At 38.3% G+C, this 14,031-nt stretch carries 9 protein-coding genes; 1 reads left to right on the top strand and 8 read right to left on the bottom strand.

Going from position 1 to position 14,031, the window contains the following annotated elements; translation table 11 throughout:
- Positions 1–29: 29 nt before the first annotated feature.
- The 5 genes from pqiC to rlmKL form a co-directional block, all read right to left on the bottom strand.
- Complete coding sequence (gene pqiC / locus C0T34_RS07190) at positions 30–602, bottom strand: membrane integrity-associated transporter subunit PqiC (protein ID WP_098944100.1); 573 nt, start codon at positions 600–602, stop codon at positions 30–32.
- Entirely contained in the window at positions 602–2,254 is a 1,653-nt protein-coding gene (gene pqiB / locus C0T34_RS07185; RefSeq protein WP_098943699.1) for an intermembrane transport protein PqiB, read from the bottom strand. Before pqiB ends, pqiC begins: the two co-directional genes overlap by 1 nt.
- A complete protein-coding gene (pqiA, locus tag C0T34_RS07180) occupies positions 2,247–3,536 on the bottom strand; it encodes a membrane integrity-associated transporter subunit PqiA (protein ID WP_098943700.1) in 1,290 nt (429 codons plus the stop codon). The genes pqiB and pqiA overlap by 8 nt, the downstream gene beginning before the upstream one ends.
- A gap of 85 nt (positions 3,537–3,621) precedes the next feature.
- Positions 3,622–5,550, bottom strand: a complete 1,929-nt coding sequence (locus C0T34_RS07175) for an ABC transporter ATP-binding protein (RefSeq protein ID WP_098943701.1) — start codon at positions 5,548–5,550, stop codon at positions 3,622–3,624.
- Between the two features lie 6 nt (positions 5,551–5,556).
- A complete protein-coding gene (gene rlmKL / locus C0T34_RS07170; RefSeq protein ID WP_109849921.1) occupies positions 5,557–7,671 on the bottom strand; it encodes a bifunctional 23S rRNA (guanine(2069)-N(7))-methyltransferase RlmK/23S rRNA (guanine(2445)-N(2))-methyltransferase RlmL in 2,115 nt (704 codons plus the stop codon).
- A gap of 107 nt (positions 7,672–7,778) precedes the next feature.
- Here rlmKL and C0T34_RS07165 point away from each other — a divergent pair, with 107 nt between their 5' ends.
- A complete protein-coding gene (locus C0T34_RS07165; protein WP_109849920.1) occupies positions 7,779–8,903 on the top strand; it encodes a YcbX family protein in 1,125 nt (374 codons plus the stop codon).
- Positions 8,904–9,172: 269 nt separating this feature from the next.
- Here C0T34_RS07165 and C0T34_RS07160 read toward each other — a convergent pair whose 3' ends face one another.
- The 3 genes from C0T34_RS07160 to pepN all read right to left on the bottom strand — a co-directional run bounded on the left by C0T34_RS07160 (position 9,173) and on the right by pepN (position 13,791).
- Complete coding sequence (locus C0T34_RS07160; RefSeq protein ID WP_109849919.1) at positions 9,173–9,742, bottom strand: cell division protein ZapC; 570 nt, start codon at positions 9,740–9,742, stop codon at positions 9,173–9,175.
- Between the two features lie 218 nt (positions 9,743–9,960).
- Positions 9,961–10,971 (bottom strand): quinone-dependent dihydroorotate dehydrogenase, encoded by a 1,011-nt coding sequence (pyrD, locus tag C0T34_RS07155; protein ID WP_036912193.1) that lies wholly within the window; start codon positions 10,969–10,971, stop codon positions 9,961–9,963.
- A gap of 204 nt (positions 10,972–11,175) precedes the next feature.
- Positions 11,176–13,791 carry an aminopeptidase N gene (gene pepN / locus C0T34_RS07150; protein WP_109849918.1) on the bottom strand — a complete coding sequence of 872 codons (2,616 nt, stop codon included), beginning with the start codon at positions 13,789–13,791 and terminating at the stop codon, positions 11,176–11,178.
- Positions 13,792–14,031 lie beyond the last annotated feature (240 nt).

The raw sequence follows: 14,031 nt of genomic DNA, 5'->3' as shown, positions 1-14,031 counted from the left end.
GGGTTTGAATAAACGTAATGCTAAGTCAGTTAGTATTGAGCTTGAATTGCTTTCGCTATATCAGAAACAACTTGCTCCCATCCCTGTCCTAATGTACGCACTAAAGCTGGATAACCATCTTCTGTTTGCGTTAAAACTAAAGAAAATGGCTGATTAATCACTTTATTGTTTTCAGTATAAATCCAGTCACCCGAAATAATTACCTGCCCATCATAACGACCTTGAAAGTAATTAACCGTGACTGTTAATTTCGCTAAATTATCTTCAACAGGTTGATTAGCAACCACTGTACTCGGTAATGCTTTTGTTAAACCTGAAATAAGGTTCTGTTGTAATTGCTGATCAAGTGGGTTAATCCATAGGTGCTGATTAGCAACGGTATAGTTAATATCTGTCGTTTGATAAACAATTCCAGCATTGACTAGCATATTAGATAAACGGATCGGCTGAACCCAAATTTGAGGCTTCTTAGCTGATTGTGTTACTGAGACTTGTTCTGATACGCCACCTTGATAAACATCAGGCAACTGATAATACGTTTTATTAGTCTGACTTGAACATGCCGTTAACATCAATACAAATATCCCAATGATGTATTTCATCATTTTTCAGCCCTCTTTGGTTCTGGATCTTTACCTTCCTTCGCTTCAAAAATCAATGCGTTGCTCTTATTGTTCAATGTTTTCAATAAAGGCTGCATCTCTCTTAACACTTGATCAAGCTGTTGCATATTATCAATCATTTTTCCGTATGCAGGAGAGCCTGGTTGGAAGCCTTGCATACTGCGATTGATCTCTTTCAATGACTGCTGAATATCATTAGGAAGATTTCTAAATTCATCACTACCAATCATGGCATTCAATGACTTCAATGTTTCTTTAGCTTCACTGACGGCTTTTTGGCTTTCAGATAATGTTGCTGTCATCTCTTTAAGCATTGGTTCAACAGGAAGATTGTTGATCTTGTCCAGTGATGTCATCACTTTTTGCTGAATTTGTGCTAAACCAGAGCCAACTGTCGGAATTTGTTGGAAACCAGCAACTTCTTGTGGGCCTTTCCATTGAGTTTCATCAGGATAGAAATCAAGATCAATATAAAGTGCGCCAGTTAAAAGGTTACCTGATTTCAGTGATGCTCTTAATCCATTATTAGAAGCGGAGGCTATTTCTTTAACGAAGTCGAAACTCTCACCAACATCATTGGCGAAACGTTCTGGTTCAACATGGATAAGTACGGGAATACGAAAATCTTTATCCAGCGATTGTTGCATACCTTTAGTGTAATAAGGTACTTGTACAACCGTTCCCATGCGAATTCCACGGAATTCTACTGGAGCTCCTGCTTGTAATCCTCTTACAGAATCAGAGAAGAACATGATGTAGCTACGATAATCAGTATACAACGAGTTTTGAATACTCTTTTCATTATCGTAAAGTTTAAATTCTGTTTTAGGTGCAATAGGATCACCTGGTATCCATCCCGCAGGAACATCAAAACTAACACCACCACTAAAGAGTGTAGAGAGTGATGCCATCTCAACACGCACACCCGATGAAGACATATCAAAAGCGATACCAGAATCTTTCCAGAATCGAACATTCGATGTCACCATTTTGTCATAAGGTGCTTTGATAAAGAGTTGATAATGCATGTCTCGGCTATCAATATTAAATTCACTGGTTTCAACAGAACCGACTTGATAACCTCTGAATAAAACAGGATCACCCGCATTTAATTGGCCAGCTCTTTCACTGACTAAATTAATTCGAATACCTTTTGCATCTGGCGAAGCTAACGGTGGTGAATCAAGAAGATTAAATTCATCTTCTTCTTTACCTTTCAATCCCGGCTGTAGCTCTATATAAGCACCAGAAAGCAAGGTTCCTAAACCCGTTACACCTTCTTTACCGACTTGAGGCCTTACAACCCAAAATGCAGTATCCGCGCGTAATAACTCTTTCATTCCTTTATCAAGGCGAGCCGTGATAATAACGCGACTATAATTACTATCGAGCGTGACACTTTCAACTAGACCAATATCTACACTACGACTTTTAATTTTGGTTTTACCCGCTTCAATGCCATCTGCATTATAGGTAATTAATGTAACTTCTGGACCCTGATGGCTGAAATGATAATAAAGTATCCACGCACCAATCAGTAAGGTGACAAGTGGTATGATCCAAACTGGAGACCAGCTTTTTAGCTTGTTAATTTTTGCTTCAGTTAAAGCAGTTTCATTCTTTTCAGTCACCCTTAGGCTCCTTAATCGTGGGTTTATCATCATCGGTTGTACACTTATCCCACGTCAACCGAGGATCAAACATCATTGCAGAGAACATAGTTAACACTACTACCAATGCAAATAGCACCACTCCAAAATCAGGATAGATGCTCATCAGACGTCCCATTCTGACTAATGAAGCTAAAACAGCAATTACGAAGACGTCAATCATCGACCAACGCCCTACATATTCAACAACTTCATAAAGAAAATGCATTCTAGCAGGATCTCTTTTTCCATTAGATTTATGCGCATCCCAACATAACCAAGCAATAGCGAGCATTTTTAAACTTGGTACCATAATACTGGCAATAAATATCACCATTGCGACAGGGTAAGAGCCATCTTCCCATAACAAAATAACCCCAGCCATAATGGTTGAATAAATGTTATTACCTAAAGATTCAGTGACCATGATGGGTAATAAATTAGCGGGGATATAAAGAATTAATGACGTAATCAACAAAGAGACTGTCCATTGTAAACTTTTAGGTCTTCTTGCATGTCCTTTCACTTCACAACGGCTACATTCATATTGATCTGCGGGTAAAATTGCCGTACATGAACGACATAATCTAACCCCTTGTTTTAACCCAGACTTACCTGATTCAATATCAGGATAATTTGGACGAGGTTCTAATTTTTCCCATAAAGTATGTCTATCAAGGCACTGGAATGCTCGAATTTGAAATAAACAATAAAGCACATAAGGCAGGAAACTGAGTCCTAGTCCAATATCACCATAAGCCATTAATTTTACAAAGCTAACTAAAATTCCCGCAAGAAAAATCTCTGCCATACACCACGATTTTAATTGGAATAAAATACGTGATAACCAAATTTGTAGCTTTCTAGGTAATTGAATAGGTGTACAAAGAAGTAAGATTGCCACCATACAAAAAGCGGGCACAATTTGGACAAACAGTAGGAAAAGTGCGCCTAATTCGACGTAATTTTCACTAAACATAACTGTTGGGATTTGCATCAGTGTGACATTACTGGTGATACCCGCCACCTCCATACTCACGAAGGTAAACTGGCTTGCCATCAGCAACATAAATAATGCACTAATTGCTAATGCGACAGGTTGATAAAAAGGTTGGCGCCAACGTGCAGTTAATACTGTATGGCAACGAGGGCATGTTGCTTTTGTTCCTTGTGCTAATTGAGGAACACTGACCACCAGATCGCACTGAGGACATAATATTTGCTCATGTTTATGTTCATGACGATGTTGTTGACCAGAGCACACAGCGACACCTCTTATTTAGAATAATCAATAAAAGAATATTTAATCTAGAAAGTAAAACGGGGCTTGATGCCCCGTTTTCGGTTGGCTATTCGCCGTTTTGCATCAATTCTAGCTCTTGCCATCTATCAAAAGCAGTTTCAAGCTCTTGTTCTTTATCTGCAAGTGCCTTTAAGACTTTTTCAGTCTCTTCATGAGGACGGGTAAAGAAATCTGCCCCACTCACTTCTTCTTGTAACGCACTTAACTGCGTTTCTAAGCTTTCTAATTTTGCAGGAAGTTGCTCAAGTTCTCGCGTCAAATGATAACTTAACTTGTTAGTGCGAGTGTTCTTTTTAGAGCTATCTTTCACTTTTGCTTCTTTTTCAGCTTTTTCTGGTACGTTACGTGATTTTTTTGCCTCACTCTTTAGTGAAACCGACTGTGCTCTTTGTTGCTGAGCATCAAAATATCCACCAACGTAGCTGTTAATAACACCATCACCTTCAAAGATCCAACACTCAGTAACACTATTATCAACAAATTCACGGTCATGGCTAACCAGTAAAACAGTGCCTTGGTAAGCATCAACGAGTTCTTCTAGTAATTCCAATGTTTCAACATCGAGATCATTGGTTGGCTCATCGAGAATAAGCAAATTACTTGGTTTTAAGAATAAACGTGCTAGCAATAGACGGTTTCTCTCACCGCCTGAAAGTGCGCGAACAGGCGTCATTGCACGTTTAGGTGGGAATAAAAAGTCTTGCAAATAACCAAGTACATGGCGAGGGCGACCATTTACCATCACTTCTTGCTTACCTTCAGCAAGGTTATCCATCACTGTTTTATCAGGATCAAGTGTTGCACGGTGCTGATCAAAATAAGCAACTTCAAGCTTAGTACCACAATGAACTCGCCCACTGTCTGCTTTTAAATCGCCTAGCATAAGTTTCAATAAAGTGGTTTTACCGCAACCATTCGGCCCCACCAGTGCAATTTTATCGCCACGTTGTACTTTGGCAGAAAAATCACGAACTAACTTGCGGGTTCCAATACTATAATTAACATCTTCTAACTCGAATACAATTTTACCAGAACGCGTAGCTTCTTCGACTTGCATACGTGCACTGCCTAACACTTCACGGCGTTCACTACGTTCAACACGTAATGCTTTCAATGCTCTTACACGACCTTCGTTACGAGTACGTCGTGCTTTAATGCCTTGGCGTATCCACGCTTCTTCTTGCGCTAATTTACGATCAAACTCTGCGTTTTGTTGCTCTTCAACACGCAATGCTTCTTCTTTGCTTTCAAGATACTTATCGTAATTTCCCGGCCATGAAGAAAGTTTTCCTCGATCAAGATCGATAATACGCGTTGCCATATTACGAATAAATGAACGGTCATGGGAAATAAATACGATACTTCCTTGAAAATCTTTTAAGAACTTTTCAAGCCAAAGGATCGTTTCAATATCAAGGTGGTTTGTTGGTTCATCTAAAAATAGCACTCTTGGTGCGCTGACTAACGCGCGCCCTAAGGCTGCTTTTCTTAGCCAACCACCTGATAAAGAAGAAAGCTCAGCTTCACCATCTAAACCAAGTTTTTCTAGCACTTCTGCAATTCGGCTATCAAGCAACCACAAATTACGGCTATCAAGTACTTCTTGTAGCTCTGCCATTTTATTGAGGTTTTTATCAGAAGGATCTGTCTCAATCAGTTTAGAAATATGGTGATAATCCGTTAGATATTTAGCATCTTCTTCAACACCTTCAGCAACAAAATCAAAGATAGTGCCTTCAATATCTCTTGGAGGATCTTGCTGTAAGCGAGCAGTCACAAGATCTTGCTCATAAACAACTTGACCGTCATCTAAAGGTTGCTCTTTAGATAACACTCTTAATAGTGTTGATTTACCTGCACCATTACGCCCAACTAAACAAACTCGCTCATTTTCTTCAATAAATAAATCGGTGCTATCTAATAGTGGGGCATCACTGAAAGATAAATAAGCCCCTGTCAAACTAATTAACGGCATTGTAAATTATTCCTCACCAGCATGAGTTAACAGCCAGCAATTGTGAATTTGGCGGTTACGTGCAAAGTCTTGTGATAATGTTTTCTGTGTTATCTCTTTTGCACACAACCCAATTTTTGCTAACTCTTCATGTTCCATTTTGAATCCACGTTTGTTATTTGAGAACATAATTGTTCCCCCTTTTCTCAACAAACGTTTTAGATGTTTCATCAATTGAATATGATCACGTTGAACATCAAAGGTATTTTCCATACGCTTTGAGTTAGAAAACGTAGGTGGATCAATAAAGATCACATCAAATTGTTCATTACTTTGCATTAACCATTGTAAACAATCAGCCTGCATTAAACGATGTTGTCTACCTGATAGGCCATTTGCTTGGAAGTTTTTCTCAGCCCATTCAAGGTAGGTACGTGACATATCAACTGTCGTCGTGCTTTTTGCACCACCAATCCCAGCGTGTACAGATGCAGTACCGGTATAAGCAAAGAGGTTTAAGAAATCTTTTCCATTGCTCATTTCACCTAGCATTTTTCGTGCAATACGATGATCTAAGAACAATCCTGTATCAAGATAATCTGTTAAGTTTACCCAGAATTTTGCACCAAATTCATCAACTAAGAAGAAATCACCCTTTTCAGCCATTTTTTCATACTGCTGTTTGCCTTTTTGACGTTGGCGGGTTTTTAAAATCAGTTGATCAGAACGTAATGCCAGTACTTCCATTGTGGCACTAATCACATCGAATAAACGCTGGCGAGCTTTGTGCTCATTAACTGTTTTAGGTGGCGCATACTCTTGGATAACCACTTTATCGCCATAACGATCCACAGCAACATTATATTCAGGTAAATCAGCATCGTATAAACGATAACATTCAATTTGCTGTTGTTTTGCCCATTTCGCGAGTTTTTTCTCATTTTTACGTAAACGATTTGCAAAATCTTCCGCAAGTCCAGTGTTAATCGTTGATGGTGTATCAGAAAGTAAATAGTTCTTTTGTACACAATCTAGTGGACCATTTTTTGCTTTGAACTCTCGTTCAGCACGTAATTGAATGCAACTTAACAACTCAGGTGATGCACTAAATAGTGACAATCTCCAACCCGGGAAGTGTGCTTTTACTGCTCTTCCTAATTGGCTGTGAAGTGCAATTAATGCTGGTTCACTTTCTAAGCGTTCACCATACGGTGGGTTGCTGATAATTGTCCCTTTGATTTCTGCTGAAACAGGGTTTGTCAATTTAGCCGCATCACCGTGAGCAAATGTGATCAGTTCAGCAACATCGGCTCTGCGTGCGTTGGCTCTTGCCATATCCAATACGCGCTTATCAACATCAAAACCATAGAAACGCGCCGTGGTATTCTTTTTACCTTCACGGAAACGGGCAAAGGCTTCATGGGTCACTTCTTTCCATAACGCTTCATCGTGACCTAGCCAATGACGGAATCCCCAATGCACACGATTTAATGCTGGAGCACAATCAGTCGCCATCATTGCAGCTTCAATTAATAACGTCCCTGAGCCACACATTGGGTCGATCAGTGGTGTGTCAATTTTCCAGCCTGAACGCATAATAATTGCGGCAGCTAAGTTCTCTTTTAAAGGTGCTTGCCCTGTTAAGTCACGGTAGCCGCGCTGATGTAAACCATCGCCACTTAGATCTAAAGATAGCGAGGCTTTTTCTTTATGAAGATGAATGGTTAAGCGAATATCAGGAGATTGTTTAGCCACATCTGGACGTTGCCCTATTTTACGTTGGAATGAGTCAACAATGGCATCTTTCGCTTTTAATGCACCATATTGGCTATTACGAATAATGTCATTCGTGCCATTAAAATGGATAGCAAAAGTCTGATCAACAGTAAAAATCTCACTCCAGTCAATTGCCTGCACACCAAGGTATAAGTCTAGATCACTATAAACATTGAACTCATTTAACGGCAACATAATGCGCGACGCTAAACGACTCCAAAGTAAAGACTGATACATGGTTTTATCATCAGCACGAAAATAAACACCGCCTTGAGTTATCTGGCAAGCCTGAGCACCAAGGTGTTCAAGTTCAGATTTTAATAGTTCTTCCAGACCTCGGCCTGTGCTGGCAAACAGAGAGCGCATAATATTGTTACCACCTAAAATAAAATTGTTGGGCATTATAGCTAATTGTATTACGTTGTCATAAAGTTACTGGCTATAAAAAATAATAATGTCTTTTGGGAGCACCGATGATCAACGTTTCACGCCTTTATATACACCCAGTTAAATCAATGAAGGGAATTCGACTTTCTCATGCGTTTGCTCGTGAGAGCGGATTCACGTTTGATCGCGATTTTATGATAACCACCCCTGAAGGGACGTTTATCACCGCACGAAAATTTCCCGTTTTGCTGTGTTTTATTCCCACTGTCATGGCAAATGGTATTTATATTCAAGCACCTGATGGTGAAGGTATTGCTATCACCTATCAAGATTTTGAGACCACATTGCAACCGACAGAAGTTTGGGGCAACCATTTTACCGCGTATGTGGCACCAGATGAAATAAATCAGTGGTTCAGTCGTTATTTAAAAATGGATGTTCAACTTCGTTGGACTGGCGAAAAATCGACACGCCGAGTGAAAAAAAATCCAGAAACCGCTGTTTCTTTTGCTGATGGCTACCCTTACTTATTGATTAATGAAGCCTCATTTCAATACTTACAACAGCGTTGCCCAGCTTCAATTAATATTGAGCAATTTCGAGGTAATATCCTCGTAACAGGTGCAAAGCCTTTTGAAGAAGATACTTGGCAAACTATCCGTGTTGGCGCTGTTGTGATGGATCTGATGAAACCTTGTAGCCGTTGCATCATGACTACAATTAGTATTGATAAAGGCGTGAAACATCCTAACACAGAACCACTCGCAACACTGCAAACATTCCGTAGTGATGAAACCGGCGATGTCGATTTTGGTCAAAATGTCATCATTCGTCAAACGGGTATTATTCGTGTGGGAGATGCTGTTGAGGTATTAGCTTATAAAGAAGCAAAACAATATCTTGTAACAGCACCTGTTGAAACACAATCAGCGCCTATCATTGAAAACACACAAGAACTGACTGTCAGTATTGAATTTAACGGCGAGGTTTTTGAAGGTAATAACCAAGAAGTTCTGTTAGAGCAGCTTGAAAATAATGGTTATACCATTCCTTATAGTTGCCGAGCTGGCCTTTGTGGCTCTTGTGTTATCCAATTGGATGAAGGCGATGTTAATGCATTAAAAGCTGGCGCAATTAAACGCTCAGGTAAAATCTTAGCCTGTAGCTGTATTCCTAACGGTAATGTCAAACTTTCACTTAATAAAAAATAACACTTATCTTTATCACAAATTAAAAGAAGGTAATTTGCCCTTACCTTCTTTTTTATTTTAAATAAAATAGTTTATTTAATAAGAATTATCTTATTAAAAAATCAATGATGAATTATCAATAAACTTATTTATTTGTTTCTAGAAAAAAGATACAGAAAGAGAGTAATGAGGATTTGATTTTAGGGAGTTTTGTTTGGCGTGAATTTGTTTTTAGAATGTTATAAATAATGAGTAACGATAAAAAGAGTAAGTCCTTTTTACTCTTTTTGTTAAATAACTTTCTCGTACAAAAATGATCCTGACTCTGACTCTGACTCTGACTCTGACTCTTTATGATAATCGCTTAACCTGTCATTCATAATTTTTATTGGGTCACAAAAATTAAGTGTTCTATCAAATAATGTTAACTGCGGTTGAGCTAATAAACATAAACAAGCTTGAGCCCCCACTTCAGTCACTAAAAAAAGAGCTGTTTCGCCTTCTTCTTTTAATGAAGCTTCTACCACTTGAGATAAATAAGGGTTGATTTGATTATTGTTAACTTCAAAATACCAACTCTTAGGCATCAGCGGCTTTAAAAAGCGATGGGCTATTAATGCATTTAAAGCTAATTCAGCTCTTGATTCTGATGGCATATCTATTTGTCGAATTTGCTCATCGTATCCATAATAAAGAGCCGCATCATCGACGGTAAAAGATGCTGATTGTCGAGCACTCTCACTCAACATTTTGCTTGGAAAGCGGGAACGAAAAACCATACCATTTGCTAAATCAAGCATTAATTTTTGTTGCTCAACATCAAAATACCAACGCCAGCGATCATCGGGTTTTATTATCACTAATTAATCCCCCTTCGATTCATTCCCTGTTTTATACTCTGATAAAAAATCAAAATTAAATGACCTAAATAAAATATTTAATATCACCTAACAAAAACAGGATTCATTTTACTATTAATTAAGCACAATCAGTGCAATTTAATAAAAAATAACCAACTAGGGGCAATATAAACGAGTTAGGGACAGAAGAAAAGCCCCTAACTCATTATTAAATGTATTTAGATATGATTAATTATAGATTTGATAAGTGCAGGACCTTGATAAATGAATCCTGAATAGACTTGAATAAGAGAAGCGCCAGCGTCCATTTTTTCTCTGGCTGCTGTTAATGAATCAATTCCACCAACACCAATTATAGGTAATGCACCTTTTAATTCTTCATTTAATTGGCGAATTATTTGTGTACTTTTTGATTGTACTGGGCGACCACTTAATCCCCCTGCTTCATTACAGTGATCTAATCCACTGACTAATGATTTATCTAATGTGGTATTTGTCGCAATAACACCATCAATATGGTGACGGACTAAGCTATCTGCAACTTGAATTAATTCTTCATGTGTTAAATCAGGTGCAATTTTAACAGCGACAGGAACATATTTTTGGTATTTTCCTTGCAACTCTAATTGTTTATTTTTAATTGCTGATAGCAGATCGTCTAATGCTTCACCGTATTGTAGAGTACGCAAACCGGGGGTATTTGGTGACGAGATATTGATTGCGATATAACCGGCATGAGCATAGACTTTTTCCATACAAATCAGATAATCATCTTTACCTTGCTCTACTGGGGTATCTTTATTTTTACCGATATTAATACCCAGTACGCCACCATAACGAGATTGTTTTACATTTTCAATTAAGTTATCGACACCAAGGTTATTAAAGCCCATTCGGTTAATTAAGCCTTCAGCTTCCACTAAGCGAAATAAACGAGGTTTGTCATTTCCTACTTGAGGACGAGGTGTCACTGTACCTACTTCAATAAAACCAAATCCCATTGCACCCAATGCATCTATACAATCACCGTTCTTATCAAGCCCGGCAGCAAGACCAAGTGGATTTTTAAATGAGAGTCCCATACAGGAAACGGGTTTTGAAGGAAGTGACTGCTGAATAAGAAATTGAAATGGGGAATGAGATAAACGTTTTAACTGACGGAAGGTAAAATCATGGGCACGTTCAGGATCTAGCCGAAACAATGCCTTCCTTACTAAGGAATAATACATACGATCTCCATTGAGAATATCGGGTATTAGGAATGATATGTCTACGACAATTTAAGCGTCGTGCATCATATAGATAAAAGCACGAAAAGTAAACGTTTCAATTTCACAATTCGCTATAAAAAATCCCCAGACTATGCTGGGGATCTAATTATCATGCTGATTTTATACTATTCACTCACTCATAAAGTGATATAAAACGTAATATTAATCAGCTAAAGCTTTGGTGATTTTCTCATATAAATCACCTGATAAATTCTCAAGTTCTTTCAGTTTTAATAACTCTGTACGCATTTTTTCTTGGCGTGTTGCATCATAACGTTTGAGGCGGATAAACGGCTCAATAAGACGTGATGCAACTTGTGGATTACGGCTATTTAAGTCAGTCAGAATTTCTGTCAATAATAAGTAACCAGAACCATCTTCAGCGTGGAAAGCAACTGGGTTATTATTTACAAATGCACCAATTAACGCACGAGTACGGTTAGGGTTTGCAAGTGTAAATGAGCGATGAGATAACAGACTACGTACTGTCTGTAACACATCTGTTGCTGGGCTCATGGCTTGTAAACTAAACCATTTATCCATCACTAAACCGTCTTGATGCCATTTATCATCGAATTCTTGTAATAACGCATCTTTGCAAGGTAACTGAGCCATTACAGCCGCGCTAAGTGCGGCAAGTGCGTCGGTCATGTTATCGCTATTGTGATATTGCGCATCAACAAGTTTGTTGCCTGTTTGTTCATTTTCAACTGCTAAATAACCTAAGCAAACATTGCGTAAATCACGTCTTGCAATATCATCATGATTAACACGATAAGCACCAATATGCATTGAATGATAAACAGCAGAAAATTCATCGGCCATTTCAGTTGCCAGTGTTTTACGAATAAAACCAAGCGCTTTATGGATGGCAACAGGATCAATAATACTAAATGATTCACCCGCTTCAACATCTGTTGGTAATGTCAGAATAAGTGCAGCTAATGCCGGATCAATATCTTTATCAAGTAATACTGCACGGAAAGCATCAACCACCATTTCAGGCAAAATGCAGGTTTCACCTTTTTGAGCTCGAGCAACATTTTCTTTTATATAGCGACCTAATAATGCTTGGGCTGCATCCCAACGTGAAAATGCATTACGTGCATATTTCATTAAGAAAGAGAGTTGTTCATCCGTAAATGGGTAGTCAAGTTTTACAGGCGCAGAGAATTCACGTAATAAAGATGGGATCGGTTGTTCTGGTACATCGTCAAAGATAAACTGCTGCTCTTCACGTACCACATTTAATACATTAGAAATAGTTTGACCTTGTGAACGCAGTGGGATCACATTGCCTTTGCTATCATACAATTCAATATCTAATGGAATATGTAATGGCTGTTTTTCAGTTTGATCCGCTGTCGGTGGCGTCATTTGACTAACAGTTAAAGTGTATTGCTTTTTATTAGCATCATAACTATCACGAACTGTCAGTTGTGGCGTACCTGATTGGCTATACCAACGACGGAATAAAGTCAGATCAACATTAGAGGCATCTTCCATTGCTTGAATAAAATCGTCACAAGTTGCAGCACTACCATCATGACGATGAATATACATTTGAATGCCAGCTTGGAATTGCTCTTCGCCTAATAAGGTGTGGATCATTCGGATCACTTCTGAACCTTTTTCATATACTGTTAAAGTATAGAAGTTGTTCATTTCGATCACGCTATCAGGACGAATTGGATGCGCCATTGGGCTTGCATCTTCTGCAAACTGTGCGGTACGCATCACTCGTACATTATTGATACGATTAACAGAGCGAGAGCCTAAATCAGAGCTAAATTCTTGATCACGGAAAACCGTTAAACCTTCTTTTAGACTTAATTGGAACCAATCACGACAAGTGATGCGGTTACCAGTCCAATTATGGAAATATTCATGACCAATAACAGACTCAATACCTAAATAATCTTTGTCAGTTGCCGTTTCACTTTTTGCTAGTACATATTTAGAGTTAAAGACATTCAGTCCTTTATTCTCCATCGCACCCATATTAAAGAAGTCAACAGCGACTATCATATAGATATCGAGATCGTATTCTAAATTAAAGCGAGATTGATCCCATGCCATCGCATTTTTCAATGATGTCATTGCCCAATCAGCACGATCTAAATTACCTTTATCAACAAAAAGCTCTAAAGCGACTTCACGACCACTTTTGGTGATAAAAGTATCTCGTAATACATCAAAGTCACCCGCCACTACTGCAAATAAATAACTTGGTTTTGGATGTGGATCTTCCCATGTTACCCAATGACGACCATCATCAAGTTCACCTTGTGCAATACGGTTACCATTTGACAATAAATAAGGATACTGTTTTTTGTCTGCCGTAATTGTTGTGGTGTAACGAGCTAACACATCCGGTCTATCTAAATAGTAGGTAATATGGCGGAAACCTTCAGCTTCGCACTGTGTACATAACGCATCACCAGAAACATATAGCCCTTCTAATGCTGTATTAGCCGATGGATTAATCTCATTAACAATTTTTAATGTAAATTGCTCTGGCAATTGTTCAATGATGAGTTTGCCGTTTTCTTCTTTATAGTGTGTCCAAGCAACATCATTTACTGCAATTGATTTTAATCTTAAGTCTTCACCATCTAATACTAATGCTGTTGCATTTGAGTTTAGACGTTTACATTGGCTGATCGCGGTAACCTGAGTGTTTTCTTTATCTAAGATAAAATCAAGATGTAAATCGGTGATTGTGTAGTCAGGGGTACGATAATCTTTGCGAAATTTCGCGATTCTTTGTTGTGTCATAGAAAAAAACCTTTTAGTTAACACGACTATTTAACGGTTATATTACCAAAGCTTACTCGTCAAAAATCTGTTTAGCCAGTCGAATATTCAATTGAAAACATTAAAAGTCAACAGAATGTTAATAATTTATTAATACATGTAATCAATTTATTTGGTAAATGATGCTAATATACTCCCAAATTATGTTTAACGTGGTAAACTCATCTAAGTTTTACAGCTTGTTTTTATGTCGCAGAGAAA

Source organism: Proteus sp. CA142267 (assembly GCF_003336825.1).
GTDB classification, from domain to species: Bacteria; Pseudomonadota; Gammaproteobacteria; order Enterobacterales; family Enterobacteriaceae; genus Proteus; species Proteus terrae.
The sequence above is the reverse complement of the archived record's forward strand: the minus strand, read 5'-3'. Positions and strand labels throughout refer to the sequence as shown.